Source organism: Rhodoferax sp. ZS1R25, assembly GCF_056521335.1.
On record NZ_JBWMAZ010000001.1, the window covers coordinates 1,687,717 to 1,712,939 of the forward strand.

The following is a 25,223-nucleotide window of genomic DNA, read 5'->3' on the forward strand; positions in this document are numbered from 1 at the left end:
AGAGCACCCACCCACAAGGACCCCCATGCCAGACAGCTCCACACCTGCCATTCACCCCGTTGCCGTGGCCGCTGCCGAGGTGGCGCCGCGCACCAAACCGTCCAACTACCCCGAGCCCTTTGCCTCGCGCATGGCCGGGCGCGAAAAGCGCCAGCTGGGCGACCTGTTTGGTCTGAGCAACTTTGGCGTGAACCTGGTACGGCTGGCACCGCATTCCGTGTCGGCGCTGCGCCATGCCCACACCAAGCAAGACGAATTCATCTACGTCCTGCAGGGCCACCCTACGTTACAGACCGACGAGGGCGACATGCCGTTGGCGCCCGGCATGTGTGCGGGCTTCAAGGCTGGTACCGGCAATGGCCATTGCCTGCAGAACCGCACAGCGGAGGAGGTGGTGTACCTGGAAGTGGGCGACCGCACGCCGGGCGATGAGGGCAGCTACCCGGACGACGACCTCAAGGCCATCCTGGTTGCTACCGGCCAATGGCGCTTTGTGCACAAGGACGACACACCCTACTGAGGGTGCAGATCAAGCAGGGTGCCAGCCTCAGCCTTGGCGGCGCGGCAGGTGGGCATCGCTGTGGCGCTGGTCTGCACGACCCAGCACTTGGCGCTCCAACCCACGGGTCTGCTGCCCCTTGTTGCCGACCCAGCGGCCTGTGGTTTCCTGCAGGCGACCAGTGACTTCTTTCAGTGTGCCCAAAAATTGTTGGCGGGTCATGGCGTGGTGTCCTTGTTGCGTCGGGCCCCCGAGGTGGGTGACTACCCTGACCCGCATCGTAAAAAATGCTGTCGCTGGCGTATGTGCGCCAGCAAACACAAACGCATGTCAGGGCGCAGCCAGGTAAGTCCCCGACTTGCCCCCATGCTTTTCCAGCAGCTTCACATCGGTCATCACCATGCCCTTGTCCACGGCCTTGCACATGTCGTAGATGGTCAGCAGGGTGATCTGCACGGCGGTCAGGGCTTCCATTTCCACGCCGGTGCTGCCGGTGGTTTCGGCAATTGCCAGGCACTGCACGGCGGGGCCGCTGGTGGCGGTGGCGGGCACCACTTCAAACTCGATGGCCACGCGCGAGAGCATGATGGGGTGGCACAGCGGGATCAGGTCGCTGGTGCGCTTGGCAGCCATGATGCCCGCCACGCGCGCCACGCCCAGCACATCGCCCTTGGCGGCCTGGGCGCTCTGGATCAGGTCCAGCGTGCTCTGTTTCATTTGAATACGGCCACCGGCCACAGCCTTGCGCGCAGTCAGCGGCTTGCCGCCAATGTTCACCATGTGGGCGTCGCCCTTGGTGTCGAAGTGGGTGAGGGCAGAGGGGTTGGTATCGGTCATGGTCAATCCTGTCGTCTATGGCTTACAGCCGACGCAGCGTGCCGTCGATATGCGGCTCGCCGCCGGGCTGTACTTTCAATACAAAGCGGGTGGCGCCGGGGTCTGAGGCCGCACCCTGCGCCGTATGTAGGGCCACCTGGCCCGGAATCAACAGCGGGCGTTTGAAGCGCAGGTCCAGCGCCAGCGGAGCGTCGGCCGGCAGGCCTTGTTGCAGCAGCGCCAGGCAGCGCGCCGCGCTGAACATGCCGTGTGCAATGGCGCGCGGGTAGCCAAACAGACGGGCGGTCAGCGCGCTCACGTGAATGGGGTTCCAGTCGCCCGACGGGCCGGCAAACCGCCGCCCGGCGTTGGCGGCCACGGCCCATTGGGCGATGGGCGGGCCCCAATCGGGTTCACTGCCATCGGGTGCGGGCTTTTTGCCGCTCTTGCTGCGTGCCACGGGTGAGAGGAATGTGCTGGTCTCGCGCCAAGCGACCGTACCACCAGTACTCAGCGTGGTATGGATGGCAAACGACTGGCCGCGCTCGGTGGTCTGGATACCGTCCAGCGTGCAGTGCATGTCCACAGCCTCGCCGTTGGCAAGGGGGCGCAGGCTTTCAATCTGGTTGCTCCAGTGCACCAGGCCCAGCAGGCGCAGTGGAAAACGTGCGTGGCTGAGGATGGCCATGTGCAGCGGCATGGCCATGGCGTGCAGGTACAAGAGGGGCAGGGTGCCGGTGTCGGGTAGCTCGCAGACCTGGCGGTATTGCGCCAGGCGGGCGGCATCGGCGCGGGCGCCTTGCCAGTGGGCGTCAAAACGCAGCGCTTGCTGGTCTTCCCCCACCTGGGCTGGGCGGCCCGCAAACAGGCTGGCGAAGAGGGCGCCGCCGTTGCGGGGTGATGTTTGGTACTGAAGGGAAATGGACGTGTCGGACATGGTGCCGCCATTGTGCATGGCGACACTGTGCTCTAACCGCGGTCTTACTTTGCGTCCACCAGGGCCTGGATGTCCAGCAGCGTTAGCTCGTTGTCGTCCGGCTGGCCCAGCGTGCGGCCGCTGGAGAAGGGGAAGTTGTTGTCGTTCACCAACACGATGTGCGTCGCGTCCACCACGCTCAGGCCTTCAGGCCCCAGGTGCGGCAGCACAAAGCTGTCTTCGTTGGGGCCGCGCTTGGCCAGGTGCTTGGGGTTGGCGATCTTGGTCAGGTCGATGAAGGCCACCTTCTTCACAAAGCCGTCCGCATCCAGCTGCGCCATGTCGATCTTGTAGATACGCTTGAACTTGGCGGGGCGGGTGAAGCAGTCGGTGCGTGGCTCGTCCTTGCAGACATTGCCCGAGCCTTCCGTGGCGTCGTCCCGCTCGATCACCAGGCCTGTGGTCGCGTCCAGCATCTGGAAGTCCGAGGCCACATTGCCGGCCTCTTCAAACGCGTATTTCCACTGGCGCTCGGTATAGCGCCGGCTGGCCACATCGAGTTCCAGGATGCGGGTGTAGGGCTTGCCGTTGCGCGTTTCCTGTGCCTTGGCCGCAGCGTCCCACAGCGGCCACTCGAACATCGGGTACAGCGTTTTGCCATCCACCGACTTGGCCATGGGTTCAAAGCCGCCACTGCGGCGCACGTCAAACAAGGCATCGCCGGGGTAGTTGGGCAGGCGGCCGTTCATGTAGTGGTCCGGGCCGCGGTAGGCCTTGCCATTCACCACGGTGTCGATCACGCCCAGCACTTTGCCCTTGGCGTCCACGCGCAGCACATAGGGGCCGAACTCGTCGCCAATCCACCATTCCTGGCCCACCACCTGGATGGACTCAGGGTCAAAGTCCACGCCGGTCAAAAAGCGCTCGCGCGTAGCCTCGTTTTGGATGGCAAATGGCACCTTGCGGTCGGGGTCATGCAAAAACGTGGTGTGCAGGCGCTTGACGCTGCCCTTGGCCCAGTCGGCCTGCACATGGTGGACCATGAGCAAGGCATCTTGCGAGTTGATCTTGCTGCCAAAGCCGTTGTCCGTCAGGGTCAGGAAATGGTCTTTGCCCAGCGCCACAATGCCCGAGAAGCCCTGCACCGACTGCCCGCGGATGGGCAATGTGCCACCCGACTTGCGGGGGTACTTGGGGTCGCCGACAAAGCTGATGCCGTCGATGCTGTGCAGCGCCTCGGTGCGCTGGCGGTTGGCGGCGGCGAACTTGCCCGCGGTCTCGAAAAACTTGCCGGCCGCCTTGGGCGGGGCCACGGTGGTGCTGGCGGGCAGGGCGGCGTGGCCAGCCAGGGTGGCGGTCACCTCGGTTTGGGCCAGGGCGGTGGTGGCTGGCAGGGCCAGCGCGCAGGCCAGGGCCAGGTGGGAGAGGGAGAAACGTGGCATGGAGGAGAGGGTCACAAGTGGATCAAGCCGCGTAGCCTAGGGCGGCTGTGTGAAACAACCGTGACGCCCCGTAGGGCAGGCCTTTCACGCTAAACTGGTTTGTTGCTCCCCGCGCCCGCGCACTGACCCTCTTTTCTCTCCCATGCTGTTTCTGCTTTCTCCCGCCAAATCCCTGGACTACGACACCCCTTTAAGTGGCCAGCCGCACACCGCACCGCTGTTCGTCAAGCAGTCCAAAGCGCTGATTGGCATGCTGCGCGAATACTCTCCGCAGCAAATTTCGTCGCTCATGGACCTCAGCGACAAGCTTTCCACGCTGAACGTGGCGCGCTACGCAGCCTGGTCGTCCCGTGCCACGCAGAAGAACGCGCGCCAGGCGGCGCTGGCATTTGATGGCGATGTGTACGACGGCCTGCAGGCCAAGACCCTGGGCGCGGACGACCTGGCCTGGGCGCAGGATCACTTGTGCATCCTCAGCGGCCTGTATGGCGTGCTGCGCCCGCTGGACCTGATGCAGCCCTACCGGCTGGAAATGGGCACCACGCTCAAGGGTGCGCATGGCAGCAACCTCTACCATTTCTGGGGCCAGCAGATCGCCGACTACCTGAACACCCGCCTGCGCAAGGACACCTCGCCCGTGGTGGTGAACCTGGCCTCCAACGAGTACTTCAAGGCCGTGGACACCAAGGCCCTGAAAGGCCGCGTGGTGGAGTGCGTGTTCCAGGAGCACAAAGACGGCCAGTACAAGGTCATCAGTTTCTTTGCCAAAAAGGCGCGTGGCCAGATGGCGCGCTACGCCATCGAACACCGCCTGATGACGCCCGACCAACTGCGCGCCTTTGACGTGGACGGCTACGCCTATGCCGCGGCCGAATCCACCCCCGAGCGTCTGGTTTTTAGACGAAAACAGGCCTGAGCCCCCGAATTACTTGCGCGAGCAGCTATGAAAATAAGAGCAAACGGAATTGACATCGAAGTGGAAGACAGCGCCCAGACGGACGCGTCCTTCGCCAGCAAACCTGCGGTGCTGCTCATCATGGGCCTGGGCATGCAGCTGATTGCCTGGCCGCCCGAGATGGTGGATGCATTGGAAAAAGCGGGCTACCGGGTGGTGCGCTTTGACAACCGCGACGTGGGCCTCTCCAGCCACTTTGACGCGCTGGGCAAGCCCAACCTGCTGTGGGCCAGCCTGAAGTACAAGCTGGGCCTGGTGCCCGCCGCGCCCTACACCCTGGGCGACATGGCGGCGGACGCGTTGGGCGTGCTGGACGCATTGAAGATTGACCAGGCCCACGTGGTGGGCGTGAGCATGGGCGGCATGATTGCGCAGCGCGTGGCGCTGGCCGCACCGGCGCGCACGGTGAGCCTGACCAGCATCATGAGCACCAGCGGTGCGCGTGGCCTGCCGCAGGCCGCACCCGAGGTGGTGCGCGTGCTGCTGAGCCGCCCCGCGGGTACCAGCACCGCCGCCGTGGTGGCGCACACCATGCGCCTGTTCAAGGCCATTGGCAGCCCCGCCTACCCGGCGCCCGAAGCCGAGATGCGCGAGCGCGTCACCGCTGGCGTGCAGCGCGCCTTCCACCCCGTGGGCACCGCGCGCCAGATGCTGGCCATCGTGGCCGACATCACGCGCGCCGCGCTCTTGGGCCGCATTACCGCGCCTACACTGGTCATCCACGGCAAGGCCGACCCGCTGGTGCCGCTGGCCTGCGGTGAAGACACGGCGCGCCGCATTCCCGGTGCCAAGCTGCTCACCATCGAGGGCATGGGCCACGACCTGCCCCCCGAGCCGGTGCGCCAAATCCTGGCCGCGCTGATCCCGCACCTGCGCACCGCCACCTGAAAGCCTCGCCATGAACACCCCTGAACAATCCCAGCTGGGCAAGGCCTCGGCCTATGTGGACCAGTACGACGCGTCGCTGCTATTCCCCATCCCGCGTGCCGGCAAGCGTGCCGAGATTGGTGTCACCGGCGTCGCGCCTTTTTTTGGTGCCGACATATGGACCGCGTTTGAACTGAGCTGGCTGAACATGCGCGGCAAACCGCAGGTGGCGCTGGTGCACTTCACCATCCCCTGCGAGTCGCCCAACATCGTGGAGAGCAAGTCTTTCAAGCTCTACCTCAACAGCTACAACAACACGCGCTTTGCCGATGCCACCGAGGTGCTGGCGCGGCTGCGGACGGATATTTCTGAAGCCGTGTGGCGCGGCGGCGTGGTGCAAAGCTCCATCGGCGTGAAACTGATCGACGCCGCGCTGTTTGACCGCGAACCGGTGCACGAGCTGGACGGCCTGAGCCTGGACCGGCTGGACGTGGAGTGCACCCACTACCAGCCTGCGCCCGAGTTGCTGGTGACCGTGCCGGACGAAGGCGTGGTGAACGAGGTGCTGGTGAGCAACCTGCTGAAAAGCAACTGCCTGGTGACCGGCCAGCCCGACTGGGGCAGTGTGCAGATCAGCTACTCGGGCCTGCCCATTCAGCAAGAGGGTCTGTTGCAGTACCTGGTGAGCTTTCGCAACCACAACGAGTTCCATGAGCAGTGCGTGGAGCGCATCTTCATGGACATCTGGACGCGCTGCAAACCAACCAAGCTGACCGTGTATGCGCGCTACACGCGCCGCGGCGGGCTGGACATCAACCCCTTCCGCACCAGCCATCCTCAGGCGCTGCCGGGCAATACGCGCACCGCACGGCAGTAAACCGTCGCTTCGAGTTTGCTATTGAAAAAGGAGCTGCTGGCGCACTGTTGACGGGGGCTAGGCGGTGATTTCATGCTGGAGCAGCATGGCTTCAAACTCCACCACGGGCAGCGGCTTGGCAAACAGGTAGCCCTGGCACAGGTAGCAGCCATGCGCGGCTAGAAAGTCGCGCTGCGCTTCGGTCTCCACGCCCTCGGCAATCACTTCCAGCCCCAGCGTATTGGCCATGCCGATGATGGTTTGCACGATCACGGCGTCGGAGGCATGCACGCCGATGTTGTGGATGAAGGACTGGTCGATCTTGAGCTGGTCCAGTGGCAGCTGCGTCAGGTAGGTCAACGACGAATGGCCGGTGCCAAAGTCGTCCATGGAGAAGCGCACGCCCGTGGCCTTGAGCTGCTTCATCTTGGCGATGGTGTCCTGCACGTTGTCCAGCACCAGGCTCTCCGTCAGCTCCAGCTTCAGCAGGTTGGGGTTGGCACCCGAATCGCGCAATATGCCGCGCACCTGCTCCACAAACTCGGCCTGGCGAAACTGGCGTGCGCTCACGTTCACCGACAGCTGTAGCGCTGCCTTGTCGGGAGTGGCCTGCCAGGCCGTGAGCTGGGCGCAGGCGGTTTGCAGGACCCAGTGGCCCAGCGGCAAGATCAGCCCGGTCTCTTCGGCCAGGCCGATGAACTGCAGCGGCGACACCAGGCCCCGCTGCGGATGGCGCCAGCGCACCAGCGCCTCGGCCCCCACGGGCACGCCCTGGTCGGTGGTTTGCAGCTGGTAGTGCAGCTCGAACTGGTGGTCGGTCAACGCATGGCGCAGGTCGCTTTCCAGGTCGGCCCGGGTCTGGATGGCGGCCAGCATCTGTGGGTCAAAAAAGCACAGCGCGTTGCGCCCGGCGTTCTTCACCTGGTACATGGCAATGTCGGCCTGCTTGAGAAGCTCGGCGGAGGCCTGGTGCGTGTCGCCAAACAGGGCTGCACCCACGCTGCAGGAGCTGCGGTATTGCGCGCCATTCAGCACATAGGGCAGATTCAGGCTGTGCAGGATGTTGTCGCCCACCATCTGCGCCTGCTTGGCGGCCTCCAGCGGGTCCAGGCTCAGGTCGAGCAGCATCACCACGAACTCGTCGCCACCCAGGCGGGCCACGGTGTCGGCCTCGCGCACACAGGCCCTCACGCGCTGCGCCACTTGTTGCAGCAGCATGTCGCCGATGTCGTGGCCCAGCGTATCGTTCAGGGTCTTGAAATGGTCCAGGTCCATGAACAGCAGCGCTCCGCGCCGGCCGCTGCGGGCGCTGGAGGTGATGGCTTGTTGCAGCCGGTCGGTCAGCAGGCGGCGGTTGGGCAGGCCGGTCAGCGGGTCATAAAACGCCAGTTGCTCAATCTCGGCCGAGGCTTGACGCAGGCGGGTCACGTCCTGGTAGACGATGACCACACCCCCATCGGGCGTGGCGCGTTCGGTGATCTCGATCACATCGCCGTTGGGCAACACACGTTCGTGGCTGTGCAGGTGCTGCGACAGCATGTCCATGCGGCTGGCAATCCAGGTCTTGCGTTCGTCCTCGGTCACGTTGCCCAGCAGCTCCTGGGCCGTGTTGGCCAGCATGCGCTCAAAAGACATGCCGGGTGCAATCAGCGCGCGCTGCCAGGGGTAGATCTCCAGATAGCGGCGGTTCCAGCTGACCACGCGGCGCTGTGCGTCCAACAGCAAAAAACCACTCTCCATGGACTCTAGCGCCTGGTCCATGGTGGACTTGGCCAGGGTGATGGAGCGCTGCGCCTGGCCCATCTCGCGCAGATAGCGCAGGCCCACCACGCCCGCCACCACGATGACCAGGATGAACGTGAGGGCCACGCCGCCAATCATCTTGCTCTCGTTGCGCCACTCGGCCAGCACCGTGTCCATGGGAATGCTGGCGGTGATCAGCAGGCTGCCGTAGAGCATGCCGCGTGTGGCCACCACGGCGGGGCGCTTGCTCAGGCGCGAGGGCATCTCCTGGGCCTCGGCGGTGGCGCTGGCCATGCCCAGGGCGGGTTGTAGCTGGGTGCCGCTCATAGATTCTTGCGCCGGCACGCTGGCCAGCAGCGTGCCGTTGGCGCGCTCTACGGTGGCCTCCAGCTGGCTGATGTCGGCCCCTTGCACCAGGATGGCGGTGATCAGGTTGACCTGCACCTCGGCCACGGCCAGCAGCTTGTGTCCATCGGCCAGGCGCACGTGGCGGGCGAAGTACAGCACCGGTTCCGAGCTGTTGAAGCTGACCACCGGGTTGCTGATCATCAGGGTGGAAACCTGTTGTTCAATGGCTTCGGTCACAAAGCCAGGGGGCAAGGCCACGGGCTGGTCGTTTCCGGTAGCGTCGGAGGACGCCACCACGGTGCCTTCGGCGTCCACCAGGGCCACGCTGCGTACCAGCAGGTTTTGCCGCGTGGCGCCTTCGATCAGCTTGTTCGCCAGCGGGCCTTCCAGCCAGTCCAGCTGCATGGTTTGCAGGCCCAGCAGGCTGTCGATGCTGGCCAGCAGCACGTCCACGCCCAGAAAGCTGCGGTTTACCGCGGCCTGCGCGCCAGCGACAAAGCGCTCTGCCTGGGCCTTGCCATCGGCCAGGGCGGATTCGCGGCTGTCGCGCACCAGCACAATGGCCAGGGCCGCCACCGCCAGCACAAAGAAGGCTGCGACGCCCACCACCGCTGCGGCGGCTCTGGTCTGGGAGGAGCGCATCACTTGGTGGTGGTGGGTGCCAGCCCCAGGGCGGCGCCTATGGTCTGGTCCCACAGCGCATTGCAGCGGCCGTTGCAGCGTTGCAGCCAGCGTGGCAGCACGGTGCTGGTGAAGATGTCCTTGCGCATGCGCTCGTCCTGGGCGGAGATGGATACCTCCTGCATATGGCCCTTGCGCCCACTGGCGCAGGCGGGCAGGCCGCGGTTGCAGGCCATGCCCTCTGCGGTCTCGCGTTCACTTTCTTGCCAAATGGCGCTCTCCAGCTTGGGCAGCTCGTGTGTCAGCACGGCACGCAGGTCGGCGGGCAGGGTGTCCCACGCGCCCAGGTTGGCCCCAAAAATCGCCAGGCCCCAGCCAATCGGCAGGGCGTGTACGTGGGTGGTGACCTCGTGCAGGCCCAGCACGTTGCCGCTCATGGTGCCGGTGATGGCGCATTCGGTATTGCCCGAGGCCATGTTGGGCAGCAGCTGCGCAAACCCGACCAACACCGGAACGCCGCCCAGCGCGGTCACAAAATCGGCCTGCGTGGTGGATGCCACGCGGATGCGCCGCCCCGACAAGTCGGACAGGCTGGCCAAGGGTCGTTTGCAAAACACCACCTGCGCCGGGTAGATGTACAGGCCCAGCATTTCCACGCCGTGGCGTTCACGCAGCGCTTTTTGCAGGTAAGGCTTGAAGGCGGCCACGGTTTTCTTGAGCGTGGCCATGTCCGGGTTCAGGCCCGCCAAATCTGGGGCCGCGTATTCGGGGTACTGGGTGGAGATATTGCTCAGTAGTGCCGTGCCAAACGGCACCACGCCCAGCTGCATCAACCGCAGCATCTCGGCGCCGGGCACGCCTGCGCGGTCAAAGGGGCTGATCTCGGCGGAGTATTTACCGCCGGTCAGGCGCGGCAGCTCCTGGGTCCAAAAGGGCTCTTCATTGCGGGTGTACTGGTTGAGCCCCGCCAGGCCGCCCACGATGCGCAGCTTTTGCCCCGGCGCCGTGGCCACCATGGCCTGGGCGGACACGGTGCCGACGAGACCCAGGTAGAGGCCCGCACACAGGCCCAGCGCCCAACTGGCGGCTGCTAGCCGTCGTGCCCATGTGTGATGCATACCGCCCATCGTCGCCTTTCGCGCGCTTGTTTTTGTGATCCAACGTTGTTGGCTGCCACTGTAACGCCAAGTGGCAGGCCCGTGCCCTATGGAAACTGCCTAGTGCGGCGCCAGTGCCAGGGTGGCGGCCAGGGCCAGCGCCGGGATGGGCCGGCCAAAGAAGTAGCCCTGGAAGGCGTCACACCCAATCTCGGCCAGGAAGTTGCGCTGCTCGGCGGTTTCTACCCCCTCGGCCAGGACAGAGAGGCCCAGGCTGTGGCCCAACGCCACGATGGTGCGGGCGATCACCGCGTCGCTGGGGTCGGTCAGCACGTCGCGCACAAACGACTGGTCAATCTTGAGTTGCGACAGCGGCAGGCGCTTGAGGTAGGACAGCGAGGAGTAGCCGGTGCCAAAGTCGTCCAGTGAAAACTTCACGCCCATGGCCTGTACCGCGCTCATCTTGACGATGAGGTCTTCCACGTCGTTCACCAGCATGCTCTCGGTCAGCTCCATCTTCAAGAGCTCGGGGGGTGCCCCCGTGGTGCGCAGGGCGGTGGCCACGCTGTCCACAAAATCCGCCTGCGCCAGCTGCGAGGCGCTGACGTTGACCGCCAGCGTCCACTGCGCCGTAGCCCGGTGGCGTCCCCATTCCAGCAACTGGCGGCAGGCGGCCTCCAGCACCCACTGCCCCAGCGGCAGGATCATGCCGGTCTCTTCGGCCAGCGGAATGAAGTGCGCCGGCGTCACCAGCCCACGCACGCTGTGGTTCCAGCGCACCAGCGCTTCTGCGCCTATGCAGCGGCCCTGGGTGTCCATTTGCACCTGGTAGTGCAGCACAAACTCGTGCCGCTGCAGGCCCTGGCGAATCTCTTTGGCCAGTTCGGCATGGGTGGCCACGGCGGCCTGCATCACCGGGTCAAAAAAGCGCACGGTGTTGCGCCCCGCGGCCTTGGCCTGGTACATGGCCACGTCGGCTTTTTTCAGCAGGTCGTCCATGCTTTGGTGGTCTTGCATGAACATCACGATGCCAATGCTGGGCGTGCTGTTGTAGGTGTGCTGGCGCAGGTTGTAGGGCAGGGCCAGCGCCTCCAGCACCTTGTGGGCCACTGCCTCGGCTTGGCCGGCCGCATCGTGTATCTGTTGGCTCAGGCCTTCGAGCAGCACCACAAATTCGTCGCCACCCAGGCGGGCCACGCTGTCGCCCTCGCGCACGCACAGGCGCAGCCGCTCGGCCACTTGCTGCAGCAGCTCGTCGCCCACATCGTGGCCCAGGGTGTCGTTGAGCAGCTTGAAGTGGTCCAGGTCCAGAAACATCAGCGCACCGTGCTGCCCCAGGCGCGAGGAGTTGGCCATGGCCTGGCGCACCCGGTCCATCAGCAGGCGGCGGTTGGGCAGGCCGGTCAGCGGGTCGTAAAACGCCAGGCGGCGGATCTCTTCTTCGTCCTGTCGTTGTTGGGTTACATCGCGCAGCACCGCTACATACGTCTCCTGGGCGTACTGCGGGATGCGGGAGACCGACAGGCTGATGGGGAAGACGGCGCCGCTGTGGTGCCGGCCCTGTACCTCCACCGTTTTCCCCGCGCCGGCTAAAGCGTTGGTGTCGGTCAGCAGGTGCAGCGTGCCATCGGCGCTGGCGTCCAGCGGCACGGCCAGCAGGTCATTCAAGGTGCTGTGCAGCGCCATGTCAGCGCTGTAGCCGAGCATGCGGCAGGCCGCATTGTTGTAGGAATGGATGGCGCCGCGCCGGTCCAGCGTCAGCAGGCCGTCCACCATGCTGTCCAGAATCGCCTGGCGGTAGCGGCCGGCCTCTTCAATGGCATGGCGGTCCGCCAGCATCTGGCGTTCGTTGCGGTCGCGCTCAATGGCCAGGCCCAGCAGGTAGGCGCTGCGCGTGATGGCCTGGAGCTCGGCCTCGGACGGCACACACACATGGCGGTAGTAATTGCCAAAGCTGCCCAGCACTACCCCCTTGGTAGAGCGGATGGGGATGGACCAGCATGCCCGGTAGCCATGCGCCAGCGCCAGTTCGCGGTAATCGTCCCAGCGCGGGTCCAGGGTGATGTCGGCCACCAGGGTGTCTTGCCCCGTGTAGGCGGCCGTGCCGCACGAGCCTGCGTGCGGGCCAATCACCGCACCATCTATCGCCCGGCAGAAGGCTTCTGGCAGGGTGGGGGCGGCACCGTGGTGCAGGTGCACACCGTCCTCATCCAGCAGCAGCACTGAGCAGGTCACGCCGGGGAAGATGGACTCGAAGTCCTGGATGAAGGTGGTCATGATGTCCACCAGCTTGGCGCTGCTGGCCAGCATTTCGAGCAGCTGGCGCTCGGAGTTGGCCTGTTGCTGCAGCAGGCGCTGATCGGAGATGTCCAGCGTGGTGCCCACCAAAAATTGGGGCTGGCCCGCCGCGTCAAACACCGGCGCCAGGGTGTTGAGCATGCGCCGGGTGTGCTGCAGGTCTTCGCGCCACACCAGGTCTTCGGTGGTCACCGGGTGGCGCAGCGTGAAGGCCACCTGGTCCTGTGCGGCAAACGTGGCCATTTGCTCGGGGGTGAACAGCGTGTGCTGGTCGCCGGGCTCCAGCGGCCCCGGGCCCAGGCCCAAGGCCTGTTTCCACTCGGCGTTCAGGTAGAGCACCTCCCCCGAGGCGTTTTTGACAAAGAGCGGCACGGGCACCGCGTTCAACAGGCGTTGCAGATCGGATGAGGGCAGGTCGTCTAGCTGGTGGATGGGCATGGTCAGCAGTGGGGCCAGGCGGGTGTGGTCTTGGCGTTATTGATTTAGCATCATGCAAGCGGGGTTCGTCAACGTGCAAAGCAAGGACGATGGGGGTCCATTTGACCTGGATCAGACCGGATGGATGGCCCTATTGCTATCTGCCAGTATGATTTTTGCCATGCAGCGCCGCCACTTCCTCCTCGCCCCCCTCGTTTTCACCACCGGAGCCGCCATGGCCGACACCCCCAAGGTCCAGTCGCTGGATGACGTGCAGCGCTGGCTGGACCGGCTGGACCGCGCCTCGCAGGTGAAGAGCACCACGGCCTGGCCCATAGGCGCAGTGCTGGAACACATGGCGCAAAGCGTGGACATGAGCATGGATGGTTTTCCACAGCCCAAGAGCGCGCTGTTTCAGAACACGCTGGGTTCGGCGGCGTTTGGTGTCTTCCGTTGGCGCGGCCAGATGACGCATGGCCTGACCGATCCCATCCCCGGCGCGCCGGTCCTGCCGCAGTCCGCCGACTGGAAGCCGGGTGTGCAGCGCCTGCGCACGGCGGTGCAGCGCTTTCAGGCCTACAGTGGCCCGCTGAAGCCGCACTTTGCCTATGGGGCTTTGAGCCGGTCTGACTTTGCGCTGGCGCATGCGATGCACATTGCCAACCACCAGGACGAGATCACGGTCGCCTAAAACAGCTGGCCCGTCAGCGTGTCTTCTGCTCCTGAATTGCTAGCTGCTTGTGCAATATCCACGGGGGCTAGAGGCCTATTTGTCTTGTAGTTGAGGGCGTCTTCAGCACCCAGCAGCGCGCCCATGCGCACGCCCAGCAGGCGTAGCTTCTTGTGCAGCGGCGCACGCTTCAGGCACAGGCCCGCCACGCGGCGTATCTCTTTGGCGTCGGCAATGTGCCGCTCCACCGTGATGTCGCGTGTCACCGCGGTGAAGTCCTCAAACTTGAGCTTGATGCCAATCGTCTTGCCCACATAGCCCTTGCGCTGCAGGTCGTCGGCCAGCTGCTCGCACAGGCGCGTGAAGATGGCGCCCAGCTCGGCCTTGTCGCGCACCGCGTGCAGGTCGCGCTCAAACGAGGTTTCGCGGCTAATGCTCACCGGCTCGCTCTCCAGCGAGATGGGGCGGTCGTCCAGGCCGTGCGAGGCATCAAACATCCAAGCGCCGGTGCGCTGGCCGAAGGTGTCCATCAGCCACTGCAGGTCTTTGGCGGCGAGCTGACCAATGGTTTCTATGCCATGGCCCTTGAGCTTGGCGTCGGCCTTGGGGCCGATGCCGTTGATCTTGCGGCAGGCCAGAGGCCAAATCATCGTTTCCACATCCGCCTCGTACACGATGGCAATGCCGTTGGGCTTGTTGAACTCGCTGGCCATCTTGGCCAAGAGCTTGTTGGGTGCCACGCCCACCGAACAGGTCAGGCCCGTGTCGTCAAAAATCGCTTTCTGGATCAACCGCGCCAGCACACGCCCGCCCTCGCGCTGGCCACCGGGCACCTCGGTGAAATCGATGTAGACCTCGTCCACCCCGCGGTTTTCCATGAGCGGGGCTATCTCGGTGATGATGGTCTTGAAGCGCTGTGAGTAATGCCGGTACTGCGCAAAGTCCACCGGCAGCAATATGGCCTGCGGGCACAGCTTGGCGGCTTTCATCATGCCCATGGCCGAACCCACACCAAACTGGCGCGCCGCGTAGGTGGCGGTGGTGATGACGCCGCGCCCCGTGTAGTCGCGTAAGAGCGGGAACGCTGCTACAGGGATTTCGTGCAATGGCAGCTCGGCGTACTCGTCGCGCAGCGCATCGTCCAGCGCGCGCCGCCCCCCGCCGATCACCACCGGCAGCCCCTTGAGCTGCGGGTAGCGCAGCAACTCCACGGACGCGTAAAACGCGTCCATGTCGAGGTGGGCAATGCGGCGAATCGCGGCGGTCATGCGGCAAGGATAGCAAGCCGGGCAGGGCGAATGGCGTGGGGCCGTACTTGTGGATACCATGCTTGAAAAGGAGGTGTGTCTGTGCGCACCAGTTGGATCCGGATCGTGGGCGTTGCGCTGGGGCTGCTGGGCAGTGCCGCGGGCGCCGCGGACCGCCCCATCAGCATGCCGCTGCTGGCCACCCGACCCTACAGCTGGGTGGACGAGCAGGGCCGCGCGCAGGGCCTGTACCCCGATATTGCTGCCGCGCTGGCGCGCGAGTCCGGGCTGGACATCCGGGTGGACATCGTGCCCTTTGCCCGTGCTGCTGCCCTGGTGGCCGGTGGCAATGCAGACGCCACTCTCATGTTCACCACGGCGTTGACCGAGCGCAAGGCGGTGGAAGCCGTGGTGGTGTTCTACGCCAACCAGATCGTGCAGCTGCGCCCTGGCGTTACCGTGGCCAATCGCGCCGAGCTGGCGCCGCTGGCCTTGGGCCGCATGATTGGCGGCTGCCAGGAACTGGCCGAAGACAACTCGGCCTCCTGGCGTTTCTCGGACCTGTCGACCCAGGACTCTGGCCTGCGCATGCTGCTGGCAGCGCGGCTGGACGGCTTTTGCAGTGCGACGGAAGCCCTGGTCGATGCCATGGCCACCGCCGGTCTGGAGTCCAGCTTTCGCAACACGCAGCGCGTGGTGTTGGCCTCCAAGCCCGTGTGGCTGCAGCTATCCCCCCGTTTGCCCAAAGACCTGGCCGACCGGCTGGTACAAGGCGTGCGCCAGCTGCAAAAGAACGGCGAGATCGCCCGCATCTTTCGCCGGCGGCTGGGTGACAGTTACCAGCTGAATCTGCCCAAGTAGCGACCGCGCTCAGTAGGTGCCGGGAATGAGAATCCCTTTGTCCACGTTCTGGATGTTGGTGTGGCCGCAAAACGCCATGGTCACGTCCAGCTCCTTGTGGATGATTTGTAGGGCCTTGGTCACACCGGCCTCGCCCATGGCGCCCAGGCCATAGACCATGGCGCGGCCGATCATCGTGCCCTTGGCGCCAAGGGCCCAGGCCTTGAGCACGTCCTGGCCGCTGCGCACGCCGCCATCCATCCACACTTCAATCTTGTCGCCCACGGCCGCCACGATGGCGGGCAGGGCGCTGATGCTGCTGGGCGCGCCGTCCAGCTGGCGGCCGCCGTGGTTGCTCACCACAATGGCGTCGGCCCCGCTGGCCACGGCCAACTGCGCGTCTTCGACGTCCTGAATGCCTTTGAGGATCAGCTTGCCACCCCACTTTTCCTTCACCCACTTCACGTCGTCCCACGACAGGCGGGGGTCAAACTGCTCGTTGGTCCAGGCCGCCAGCGACGACATATTGCTCACCGCCTCCACATGGCCCACCAGGTTGCGGAAGGTGTGGCGCTTGGTGCCCAGCATGCCCAGGCACCAGCGCGGTTTGGTCGCCAGGTTGATGAGGTTGGCCAGCGTGGGCTTGGGTGGCGCGGTCAGGCCGTTCTTCAAATCTTTGTGGCGCTGGCCAATCACTTGCAGGTCCAGCGTCAGCACCAGGGCACTGCAGCGGGCGGCGCGGGCGCGCTCGATCATCTTCACCATGGCGTTGCGGTCACGCATCATGTAGAGCTGGAACCAGAAGGGTGCACTGGTGTGCTCGGCGATGTCCTCGATGGAGCAGATGCTCATGGTGGACAGCGTGAAGGGGATGCCGAATTTTTCAGCCGCGCGGGCGGCGTGGATCTCGCCATCGGCATGCTGCATGCCGGTCAGGCCCACCGGGGCAATGGCCACGGGCATCTTGGCGTCGATGCCAATCATCTTGGTGGCGGTGCTGCGGTTTTCCATGTTCACCGCCACGCGCTGGCGCAGTTTGATCTTCTGGAAGTCGGCTTCGTTGGCACGGTAGGTGCTCTCGGTCCAGGAACCGGAGTCGGCGTAGTCGTAAAACATGCGCGGTACGCGCTTTTCGGCCAGGATGCGCAGGTCTTCGATGTTGGTGATGGTGGGCATGGGGTCTCCGGTGTTGGCGCAAATGGTAGCGGGGCAGGGGCTGGGGCGGGCGTGAAATCTGCCCGGCGCGGGTTGAAATAATTTGAGCGTCTTGGGCTAGACTGGCCCGCCACACAGGCGAACAACGACAACAAGGGAGCAGAAGCATGGTGCTTTGGGGCGTGATCTGGGGGGCCATCATTGGCTACCTCACGGTGCAATACGACGAGGGACTGGGCCTGTTTGCGGGTGCCATCCTGGGCGCGGTGGCCGGATGGACCTTGCGCCGCGTGGTGCGCAGCGAGATGGCCGCACAGCGTGAGGCATCTGCCGTGCCCCAGGCTGCACCGCCACGCACTGAGGTAGAGGCCACGTCGCACACCCCGCCCTTTGTGCTCGTTGGCGCACCGCATGCGCTGCTAGACCCCAACGAGCCCGATGAATTTCTGGATGCGGTGGACACCGTGCCCACGCCAGAGCCCACTATGGCGCGCACCGCAGAACGGGCACCGCCTGCCGCGGCCCGCAGCCAGACAACGGAGCTGCCCGAGCCCCCCGAATGGGTGGCGCAGCCGCCCGATGTGCTGATCCGCCTGGTGAACCAGGCCAAGGGCTGGCTGCTGGGCGGCAACACCATCGTGCGTGCGGGCGTGCTGGTGCTGTTTGTGGGTCTGGCCTTCCTGGCCAAGTTTGCAGTGGACAACGCGCTGTTGCCCCCCGAACTGCGCCTGGCCGCCATTGGCGCGGCCGGCATTGCCCTGTTTGTGTTCGGCTTTCGCCTGCGCGGCCGCCAAGCTGACAAGCTGGCCTATGCGCTGACGCTGCAGGGCGCTGGCGTGGGCGTGCTCTACCTCACGGTGTTTGCGGCCTTCAGGCTTTACCAGTTTTTGCCAGCGGGCGCAGCGTTTGGCGTGCTGGCGCTGGTGTGCGCGTTTTCTACGGCCATTGCCTTGATGCAGAACGCTTTGCCCATGGCCTTCATCGGATTTGCGGGTGCGTTTGCGGCGCCCATCCTGGTGTCCACGGGGCAGGGCAACCACGTGGGCCTGTTCAGCTACTACCTGGTGCTGAACCTGGCCATCGTGGCGGTGGCCTGGCTGCGCGCCTGGCGCCCGTTGAACCTGCTGGGTTTCTTTGCCACCTTTGGCGTGGCCACGGCCTGGGGCGCACTCAAGTACCAGCCCGAGCACTTTGCGACCACAGAACCCTTTTTACTGGCCTTCTTCGCCATTTACCTGCTGGCCAGCCTGCTGTATGCCACCCGCCATTCGCTGGCGCCCAAGCAGGCGGTAGACGCGACGCTGGTGTTTGGCACACCGCTGGTGGCCTTTGGCCTGCAGGCCGCGCTGGTGCAACACATCGAATACGCCACGGCTTTCTCGTCGCTGGCGCTGGGCGCTTTGTACCTGGGCTTGGGCTGGTGGGCGGTGAAGCGCCAAGGTGCCAACCAGGCCGTGGGCCAATGGCTGGCCGAGTGCTTTGCGGTGTTGGGCCTGGGCTTTGTCACGCTGGCCGTGCCGCTGGCGCTGGATGCACGCTGGACCAGCGCCGTGTGGGCGGCCGAAGGCGCGGCGGTGTACTGGATGGGCCAACGCCAGGGGCGTTGGTTGGCCCGCCTGGCCGGGCTGGTGTTGCAGGTGCTGGCTGCCGGCAGCTATGTGAATGGTTTGGACCAGCTGCACGCCAGCGCCTGGTTCGTCGCCAACCCGGCTTTCATTGGTGCCGTGCTGCTGGCTGCGTCTGCGCTGGCCCTGGCGCACTGGACGCGCTTTGCCGCCGAGGCCGCATCCGCGCAGGCGGGCTCGGGCGCCAGCTGGTTGCTGGCCAAGGTGGAGCAACAGATTTCGCCCGTGCTGTTCTGGGTGGGCTTTGCCTGGTGGCAGTTTGCGCTGCTGCACGACATCGAACGCGCGGCACCGGGTGCCGATGGCAACTGGGCGCCTGTGCTGGGCACCAATATGCAGTCGCACCTGGAGATGCTGGGTTGGCTGGCCAGCGCTTGGGTGGCGCACCGTTTGGCCTTGCCCGCGCGCGCCAAGCCCTGGGCGATTGCGGCCACGCCGGCCTGGTTCTCGTTGCCCCTTATGGTGCTGTTTGCGCTGGACGGCATCGTGTCGTTGGACCACGTGTTCCAGGGCGGGGGCTGGCTGGTCTGGCCTGTGGCGCTGCTGCTGCATTTCGCCACGCTAAGAAACCTCGATGCGCTGGCGCCCCGTGCCTGGTGGAGCGCGGTGCACACGGGCGGCGTGTGGCTGCTGGCGCTGCTGGTGGGCAACCTTCTGGTGTGGGCCGTGCAGCAGGCGCAGTTGCAAGGCACCTCTTGGGCGGCGGTCATCTTTTTGGTGGCCAGCGTGTTGGTGCTGCTGGCGCTGTGCACGCGCAGCCTGTATGACGCGGGCAGCCGCGTGCGCCAGGCCTGGCCGCTGGACCGCTTTGCCATCGCCTACTTATGGCGGGCCGCCGCACCACTGGCGGTGGCTGTGGGCCTGGGTGCCCTGCTGGTGGCGGTCTCGTCCAACGGCAATGCACGCCCCTTGCCCTACGTGCCCTTGCTGAACCCCACGGACATCACCGTGGCGCTGGCCTTGCTGGCCTGCTCCCTGTGGCTGACCCGTGTGCGCCAGAGTGACCTCGCCGTGCCCGCCTGGGTGGGCCATGCGCGCTGGACGCTGGTGCTGGCAGGCCTGGGCTTCATTGCGCTGAACACCGTGTGGCTGCGCGTGGCGCACCACTATGCGGGCGTGCCGTGGGATGCAGAGCGTCTGTTTGAGTCCTTCTTGGTGCAGGCCGGTTACTCCATCTTGTGGACGCTGCTGGCTCTGGGCCTGATGCTGGTGGCGCACCGCCGCCGCGCGCGCCCGGTATGGATGGGGGGCGCGGCCCTGCTGGGGCTGACCGTGGCCAAGCTGTTCCTGGTGGACCTGAGCAACCGAGGTGGCTCCGAGCGCATCGTGGCCTTTATCGCGGTGGGCGTGATGATGCTGGTGGTAGGCTACTTTGCGCCCATTCCCCCGGCCCAAACGGCGCTCCAAGAAGAGGAGGGTGTGGCATGAAGGCACGCATTCTGTTGGCATCTGCGCTAGCCGCCACAGCGGTCACATGGGCCATAGCGGCCGAAGCGCCCGCGCCCGTCGAATTTGCGTGGCGTGGCACGTTGACCCTGCCCGCAGGCAGCAGCCTGGTGCGGGCCGAGGTGCCGGTGGAGGCCCTGCTGCGCATGCAAAGCAGCGCCGCCCATGACCTGCGCGTGTTCAACGCCGAGGGCACAGTGGTGCCGTACGCACTGCTGCGCCCGGTCGATCTGGAGCGCACCGCGCCCTTGGTGCAAACGCGCGCCTACACCGCCTACCCGTTGTTTGCCACCGCTGCGGGGGCCAAACCCGTCCGCGGGGCTGTGGAGGTGCGCGTGTCTGCCGATGGCAGCGCCTGGGTGCAGTGGGGTGGGGCCAATGCGAAGGCCACCGCGTTGCCAGACGACGCGCAGCCCTTGCAGGCTGCGCTGTTTGACACCCGGGCCGAGAAGCATGCGCTGGCCGCACTGGACATCAAGGCCGAGCTGCCGCGCAACGCGCTGGTGCACCTGGCGCTGGCCAGCAGCGACGACTTGCAGGACTGGCGCCCCGTGTCCGTCAAGGGTCCGCTGTTCCGTTTCGATGGTGCTGACGCCCCCGCCAGCAGCACGCTGGAGCTGCAGCAGCCGCTGAACCCGCAGGGCCGTTACCTGCGCCTGAGCTGGGCCGGGCAGAGCGGGGTGAAGGTTGTGTCCATCACCGGCCGGGTGGCACCGCAAACTGCGGTGTTGCCGCGCGTGCGCTCGGCCTTGCCAGCCGCCACGCCTGATGGCAGCAGCCTGAGCTGGACTTTGCCTTTCGCCACACCCATTGCCGCCTTGCATCTGCAGGCCACGCACGACAACACCTTGCTGCCGCTGCGCATCTCGGGTCGTGCGGACGCTACCCAGCTGTGGCGCACGCTGGCGTCTACCGTGGTGTACCGGCTCGACACCGTAGGCCAGGGCAGCAGCAACCCGCCGGTGGCGCTGCAGGGTGCCTCGGTGCGCGGGCTGCGGGTGGAGGCCAGCAACGGCCAAGCCCTGGCGGCCAGCAGCCTGCAGGCCAGCGTGGAGTTCGCCCCGCTGCAGGTGGCTTTTTTGGCATCGGGTCCTGGGCCGTTCACACTGGCTGTGGGGCGTGCCAATACGCTGTCTGCGGCGGTAGATGCCTCGTTGTTGGGATCGGTATCACCCGCCAAGCTGGCCGAGCTGCCCGCGGTGGCGGTGCAGCAGGTGCGGGCGGATGCACCCGACGCCCCCCACGTGTGGGCCGCGGCCCTGCTGCCCGATGGGGTCACCGTGCGCACCGCCCTGCTCTGGGCGGTGCTGGTGGTGGGGGTGCTGTCGCTGGCAGGCGTGGCTTACACCCTGCTGCGCCAGATCACTGGTTCAAAATGATCTGCGCAATGATGCCGGTGGCAATGGCGATGAGCACGTAGTCGGCGCCCACCTGCACCCACTGGTGGCCACGGGGTGGCGAGGGCAGGTGGTGGCCGTAGTAGTTGTTCACCACATAGACCGGTCGGCGGTATTCGTAGGGCAGGTGGCCACCACGGCGGAAGTCTGGCCCGCGGGCGCCATAGTAGCCACCGGGGTGGCCATCCCAATGGTGATCCCATCGGCCGTCGCGGCGGTCGTCATGTCTGTCGTCGTGTCGGTCATCCCGGCGTTCGTCGCGGGAGTCATTGCGGTCATTGCCACGCCCGTTGTCGTGGCGTCCCCGGTCCTGCTGGCTCCAACGTTCGTCGTCCGGCCCGTGTCGACCACGGCCCTCGGCCTGCGACAGGGAGCTGAATCCCATGCTGGCGACGACGATGGCGCACACAATGGCGGTGGATTTCATAAAGTAGCCTGTGGAAGTGAAGGAGCTTGCATAGTCCCCCGCCCAGGTGTCGGGCATGTAAAGCCTTGGCGCATTTGTGCAACCAATGGTGGGCCGCAGCTGCGCCCAGGTTTACATTCAAATCATCCTCTAGCCCGCGTGGTACATGCGCGAGCAGCTACTGAAAGCATAGCAATGCGTGCGGCGGCCAGCGCCGCACGAAGGCTTATTTCTTTTCTTTGCCGCGGGGAATGACGGCGGTGATGGGAGGCATGGGGCGGTCAGATACGCCACCGGGCTTGGGAGCGGAGGTGTCCTTCTTCGGCTTCTTAGCCATCTTGTTGCTGCGTTGTTCGCCTTTGGCCATGGGCCTCTCCTTGGTGTGGTCTCGACATGAGACGTTCAGACGGGATGTTACGCCAGACTGGGCCGGTGTTTTCACGCGGTTTTCATCGCAACCGCACACTGCCTTCACCCGCCCTCTCGACACTGCCAACTCCATTGCCACTAAGGAGTTGATTGTGAAAAATACATTGCTGCAGAAGGGGGTGCTGGTCACCCTGCTGGCGTTGCTGTTGTGGGTGCCATTGAGCATGATCGAGCACACCATTGAGGAAAGAACCCGTTACCGCGAAGAGGCCGTGCAGTCGATTGCGGCCAGCTCGGCAGGCGAGCAAAAACTGTGGGGTCCGGTGCTGACCGTGAAAGTGGAAGAGGAGTACGACGACATCGGTTCGGGCTGGAGCAATGGCAACAGCAGGGCGGTCAGGGGGCGCAGCACCCGCCACCACACGCTCACCTTGCATCCGACTATCGTGGACCTGCAGGGCGCGATGACCGTGGAGAAACGCGCCTTTGGCCTGTACAGCACGCCGGTCTTTGAGCTGAACGCCACGCTGGAGGGGCAGTTTATGGCGCCCACCGCCAGTGCGTTGCCCGCACTGGGACCCAATGCCACGCTGAAGTGGGGCGCACCGGTGCTGTCCCTGGGTGTGGCAGACACGCGGGGCATTGTCGGTGCACCGCGCCTGGTGTTGGGCGGCGTGGAGCTGACCAGCGCACGCGGCAGCGAGGCCGAGGCCTTCAAGACCGGCCTGCATGCCACGGGGGCTGCGGCCTTCGATGGCCATGCCAAAGCGCTGCCCTTCACGCTGAACCTGCGCCTGGCTGGCACCAGCGCCTTTGCGTTTGTGCCCACTGGCGAGGTGAGCACCGCGGCGCTCTCGGGCAACTGGGCGCACCCCAGCTTTGGCGGTGACTTTTTGCCCCGTGCGCGCACCGTAGAAAAATCGGGGTTTGCGGCGCAGTGGAGCACCACCGCACTCGCGTCCTCAGGCACTACTGACAGCGCACAACAGGAGCAAGGCTTTCAGGTCAAGCTGATCGAGCCCATCGATGTGTACCAGCAGGCCATGCGGTCCATCAAGTACGGCTTCCTGTTCATTGCTTTGAGCTTTGCCTGCTTTTTTCTGTTTGAACAGCTGCGCCAGTTGCGTATCCACCCGATTCAGTACCTGCTGGTGGGCCTGGCCCAGGCGGTGTTCTTTCTGCTGTTGACCAGTCTGTCTGAACACGTGGCGTTTGCGCTGGCCTATGGCCTGGCGGCGACGGCCTCGGTGGGACTGGTGAGCGTCTACCTGGCATCGGTGCTGCAGAGTGTGCAGCGCGCCGCGGGCCTGGGCACAGCCATGGCCACGTTGTATGCGGCGCTGTTCGGCATCTTGCAGTCCGAACACAACGCCTTGTTGCTGGGCTCGCTGTTGTTGTTCCTGGTGCTCGCAGCCTTCATGCTGGGAACACGCCGGGTGAACTGGTACGCCGCAACCGGCGCCTAGGCGCTTACTCTTCCTCGTCGAAGAAGTTCTTCAGCGTGGGAACATCGGCCGGGTCCCGGGGTTTGCGCACCCCGTGCTTGGCCAAAATTTCCACGTAAAACTGGGTGCCACCGTCTTTGACCAGAGCGTCGATCAGGGGCGTAATTTCGGCCAGGTGGACCACCACGGCGCTGTCTTCGTTGGCGCCAAACTTGCAGTCAAAGTCCCAAAAGTCCACGCCCTTCGGCAGGTCGCGGCGGCGTTCACGCTGGATGTATTTGCGGATTTCGTGCTTGGTGGCTTCCAGCAGGCGGTCGGGGTGTTTGCCTTCTACGGCGAGGGGAAAAGTCTTTTTCATGGGTGTCCTGGGCCAATACGGGCGGGTGGGCGATGATACGCCCCATGCAGGAACGCCACCCCACCCCCGACAAAGACGCCATTGCCTTATTGCCTCCGTTTGAGCGCCTGGGGCCGGACCGCATCACCCTGGTTAGCACCGGCGCGCAGGCCCAAAAAGCCTACGCCGCGCTCACCGCTGCACCGGCCTGGGGCTTTGATACCGAGTCCAAACCCACCTTCAAAGTGGGCGAGGTGTCTGACGGGCCGCATATTCTGCAGCTCTCCACGCCTGAGCGGGCCTGGGTGTTCCAGCTGCACGACCCGGAGTGCCGCGCGGTGGCAGCGGAGCTGCTGGCGCTGGGTGGTATTGCCAAGGCAGGTTTCGGCCTGGGCGATGACAAAAAACGCATCGTGCAAAAGTTGGGTGTACAGCCCCAGGGCATTCTGGAGCTCAACACCATCTTCCGCGAGCGTGGCTACCGCAAGGACATGGGCGTGAAGGGCGCCGTGGCGGTGCTGTTCAACCAGCGCTTCATGAAGTCCAAAAAAGCCGCGACCAGCAACTGGGCCAATGCCCAACTGACCGAATCGCAACTGGTCTATGCCGCGAATGATGCGTATGCGGCCATTCGCGTGTTTGACGCGCTGGGCCTGTAGCCTTTGCGGCCTTAAGGCACTAGCACCGGCTGCGCGCGGTACACCGCGGGCATCAGCTTCTGCAGGTTGGCAATCTTGGGCAGGTCAAACCGCGCGATATAGCCCGACTCCGGGTGCAGCGTGGCGTAGTTCTGGTGGTAGCCCTCGGCGGGGTAAAAGCCTTGCAGGGGGCTGAGCTGGGTGACGATCTTGTTGGGGAACACGTGGGCCGTGTCCAGCTGCGCCACATAGCGCTCGGCCACCGCCTTGTGCGCGGGCTCCTGGAAGAAGATGGCCGAACGGTACTGGGTGCCCGAGTCCGGGCCTTGGCGGTTGAGCTGCGTGGGGTCGTGGGCGACCGAGAAGTAAATCTGCAACAGCTGCGCGTAGCTGATCTGGCGCGGGTCATAGGTGATTTGCACGGCCTCGGCATGGCCGGTGCTGCCGCTGCTCACGCGGTTGTAGTCCGCGTCGGCAGGCGACCCACCCGCATAGCCCGACACCGCATTGAGCACGCCCTTTGTGTGCTGAAACACCGCCTGCACACCCCAGAAGCAGCCGCCCGCAAACACGGCGGTTTCGTGGTCCTTGGCAGGTGAGGGCAGCGCGGCCAGCACTGACGCTGAGGGAGCCGGCAACACCGTGGCTTTTTCTGCACTGGCGCTGGGGCTGTAGTACAGCGCTGCCACCACCAATGCACCTGCCAGCAACAAGAGCTTGCTCTTGGTCAGGTTCAGGGGGGACGAACGTGGGGTGGGCAGTTGGGGCATGGT

23 protein-coding genes are annotated in these 25,223 nt (G+C 65.2%); 10 read left to right on the forward strand and 13 right to left on the reverse strand.

What is annotated here, in order from left to right:
- Positions 1 to 25 precede the first annotated feature (25 nt).
- Positions 26 to 520: a cupin domain-containing protein gene (locus tag AC097R_RS08055; RefSeq protein WP_479597479.1), complete on the forward strand. Its 495-nt coding sequence runs from the start codon at positions 26 to 28 to the stop codon at positions 518 to 520.
- A 27-nt stretch (positions 521 to 547) separates the two neighbouring features.
- Here the strand turns inward: AC097R_RS08055 and AC097R_RS08060 are convergent, their stop codons facing one another.
- The 4 genes from AC097R_RS08060 to AC097R_RS08075 form a co-directional block, all read right to left on the reverse strand.
- Positions 548 to 721 carry a CsbD family protein gene (locus tag AC097R_RS08060; protein ID WP_479597482.1) on the reverse strand — a complete coding sequence of 58 codons (174 nt, stop codon included), beginning with the start codon at positions 719 to 721 and terminating at the stop codon, positions 548 to 550.
- Between the two features lie 108 nt (positions 722 to 829).
- Positions 830 to 1,336 (reverse strand): cyclic pyranopterin monophosphate synthase MoaC, encoded by a 507-nt coding sequence (moaC, locus tag AC097R_RS08065; RefSeq protein ID WP_479597484.1) that lies wholly within the window; start codon positions 1,334 to 1,336, stop codon positions 830 to 832.
- A gap of 22 nt (positions 1,337 to 1,358) precedes the next feature.
- Positions 1,359 to 2,252, reverse strand: a complete 894-nt coding sequence (locus tag AC097R_RS08070) for a MaoC family dehydratase (protein ID WP_479597486.1) — start codon at positions 2,250 to 2,252, stop codon at positions 1,359 to 1,361.
- A gap of 44 nt (positions 2,253 to 2,296) precedes the next feature.
- Positions 2,297 to 3,673 (reverse strand): esterase-like activity of phytase family protein, encoded by a 1,377-nt coding sequence (locus AC097R_RS08075; RefSeq protein ID WP_479597488.1) that lies wholly within the window; start codon positions 3,671 to 3,673, stop codon positions 2,297 to 2,299.
- A gap of 142 nt (positions 3,674 to 3,815) precedes the next feature.
- Between AC097R_RS08075 and yaaA the strand changes: the two genes are divergently transcribed.
- Genes yaaA through queF form a run of 3 tightly spaced genes read left to right on the forward strand, consistent with a single transcriptional unit; the run spans position 3,816 to position 6,372 of the window.
- Entirely contained in the window at positions 3,816 to 4,589 is a 774-nt protein-coding gene (gene yaaA, locus AC097R_RS08080) for a peroxide stress protein YaaA (RefSeq protein ID WP_479597490.1), read from the forward strand.
- Between the two features lie 27 nt (positions 4,590 to 4,616).
- Complete coding sequence (locus tag AC097R_RS08085) at positions 4,617 to 5,516, forward strand: alpha/beta fold hydrolase (protein ID WP_479597492.1); 900 nt, start codon at positions 4,617 to 4,619, stop codon at positions 5,514 to 5,516.
- 10 nt (positions 5,517 to 5,526) lie between these two features.
- A complete protein-coding gene (gene queF / locus AC097R_RS08090) occupies positions 5,527 to 6,372 on the forward strand; it encodes an NADPH-dependent 7-cyano-7-deazaguanine reductase QueF (protein WP_479597494.1) in 846 nt (281 codons plus the stop codon).
- A gap of 57 nt (positions 6,373 to 6,429) precedes the next feature.
- On the opposite strand, the gene AC097R_RS08095 is transcribed toward queF, so the two are convergent.
- The 3 genes from AC097R_RS08095 to AC097R_RS08105 form a co-directional block, all read right to left on the reverse strand.
- Complete coding sequence (locus tag AC097R_RS08095) at positions 6,430 to 9,084, reverse strand: bifunctional diguanylate cyclase/phosphodiesterase (protein ID WP_479597497.1); 2,655 nt, start codon at positions 9,082 to 9,084, stop codon at positions 6,430 to 6,432.
- On the reverse strand, positions 9,084 to 10,181 hold the full coding sequence (locus AC097R_RS08100; protein ID WP_479597499.1) for a TRAP transporter substrate-binding protein: 1,098 nt from the start codon (positions 10,179 to 10,181) through the stop codon (positions 9,084 to 9,086). The genes AC097R_RS08095 and AC097R_RS08100 overlap by 1 nt, the downstream gene beginning before the upstream one ends.
- Before the next feature lie 99 nt (positions 10,182 to 10,280).
- Positions 10,281 to 12,896: a sensor domain-containing protein gene (locus AC097R_RS08105; protein ID WP_479597501.1), complete on the reverse strand. Its 2,616-nt coding sequence runs from the start codon at positions 12,894 to 12,896 to the stop codon at positions 10,281 to 10,283.
- A 214-nt stretch (positions 12,897 to 13,110) separates the two neighbouring features.
- Here AC097R_RS08105 and AC097R_RS08110 point away from each other — a divergent pair, with 214 nt between their 5' ends.
- On the forward strand, positions 13,111 to 13,566 hold the full coding sequence (locus AC097R_RS08110; protein WP_479597503.1) for a DUF1569 domain-containing protein: 456 nt from the start codon (positions 13,111 to 13,113) through the stop codon (positions 13,564 to 13,566).
- Here AC097R_RS08110 and dinB read toward each other — a convergent pair.
- Positions 13,563 to 14,813 carry a DNA polymerase IV gene (gene dinB, locus AC097R_RS08115; RefSeq protein ID WP_479597505.1) on the reverse strand — a complete coding sequence of 417 codons (1,251 nt, stop codon included), beginning with the start codon at positions 14,811 to 14,813 and terminating at the stop codon, positions 13,563 to 13,565. The genes AC097R_RS08110 and dinB overlap by 4 nt on opposite strands.
- An 81-nt stretch (positions 14,814 to 14,894) precedes the next feature.
- Between dinB and AC097R_RS08120 the strand changes: the two genes are divergently transcribed.
- A complete protein-coding gene (locus AC097R_RS08120; protein WP_479597507.1) occupies positions 14,895 to 15,653 on the forward strand; it encodes a substrate-binding periplasmic protein in 759 nt (252 codons plus the stop codon).
- A gap of 9 nt (positions 15,654 to 15,662) precedes the next feature.
- On the opposite strand, the gene AC097R_RS08125 is transcribed toward AC097R_RS08120, so the two are convergent.
- Complete coding sequence (locus AC097R_RS08125; protein WP_479597509.1) at positions 15,663 to 16,808, reverse strand: alpha-hydroxy acid oxidase; 1,146 nt, start codon at positions 16,806 to 16,808, stop codon at positions 15,663 to 15,665.
- A 146-nt stretch (positions 16,809 to 16,954) separates the two neighbouring features.
- Between AC097R_RS08125 and AC097R_RS08130 the strand changes: the two genes are divergently transcribed.
- Positions 16,955 to 19,840, forward strand: coding sequence for a DUF2339 domain-containing protein (locus tag AC097R_RS08130; RefSeq protein WP_479597511.1), 2,886 nt, complete (start codon positions 16,955 to 16,957; stop codon positions 19,838 to 19,840).
- Positions 19,837 to 21,237 carry a DUF3999 family protein gene (locus AC097R_RS08135; RefSeq protein ID WP_479597514.1) on the forward strand — a complete coding sequence of 467 codons (1,401 nt, stop codon included), beginning with the start codon at positions 19,837 to 19,839 and terminating at the stop codon, positions 21,235 to 21,237. The genes AC097R_RS08130 and AC097R_RS08135 overlap by 4 nt, the downstream gene beginning before the upstream one ends.
- Here the strand turns inward: AC097R_RS08135 and AC097R_RS08140 are convergent.
- Both AC097R_RS08140 and AC097R_RS08145 read right to left on the reverse strand, forming a co-directional pair.
- Complete coding sequence (locus tag AC097R_RS08140; RefSeq protein ID WP_479597516.1) at positions 21,221 to 21,682, reverse strand: RcnB family protein; 462 nt, start codon at positions 21,680 to 21,682, stop codon at positions 21,221 to 21,223. The two genes, AC097R_RS08135 and AC097R_RS08140, sit on opposite strands and share 17 nt — an antisense overlap.
- Positions 21,683 to 21,887: 205 nt before the next feature.
- Positions 21,888 to 22,028, reverse strand: coding sequence for a hypothetical protein (locus tag AC097R_RS08145; protein WP_310344025.1), 141 nt, complete (start codon positions 22,026 to 22,028; stop codon positions 21,888 to 21,890).
- Positions 22,029 to 22,182: 154 nt separating this feature from the next.
- On the opposite strand from AC097R_RS08145, the gene creD reads away from it, so the two are divergent.
- Positions 22,183 to 23,496, forward strand: a complete 1,314-nt coding sequence (gene creD / locus AC097R_RS08150) for a cell envelope integrity protein CreD (RefSeq protein ID WP_479597519.1) — start codon at positions 22,183 to 22,185, stop codon at positions 23,494 to 23,496.
- A gap of 4 nt (positions 23,497 to 23,500) precedes the next feature.
- Here creD and AC097R_RS08155 read toward each other — a convergent pair whose 3' ends face one another.
- The gene (locus AC097R_RS08155) at positions 23,501 to 23,833 is read right to left on the reverse strand and encodes a DUF6172 family protein (RefSeq protein ID WP_479597522.1); all 333 of its coding nucleotides are present in this window, start codon (positions 23,831 to 23,833) and stop codon (positions 23,501 to 23,503) included.
- 44 nt (positions 23,834 to 23,877) lie between these two features.
- Here AC097R_RS08155 and AC097R_RS08160 point away from each other — a divergent pair, with 44 nt between their 5' ends.
- Entirely contained in the window at positions 23,878 to 24,471 is a 594-nt protein-coding gene (locus AC097R_RS08160) for a 3'-5' exonuclease (RefSeq protein ID WP_479597526.1), read from the forward strand.
- A gap of 11 nt (positions 24,472 to 24,482) precedes the next feature.
- On the opposite strand, the gene msrA is transcribed toward AC097R_RS08160, so the two are convergent.
- Entirely contained in the window at positions 24,483 to 25,220 is a 738-nt protein-coding gene (msrA, locus tag AC097R_RS08165; protein WP_479597528.1) for a peptide-methionine (S)-S-oxide reductase MsrA, read from the reverse strand.
- Positions 25,221 to 25,223 lie beyond the last annotated feature (3 nt).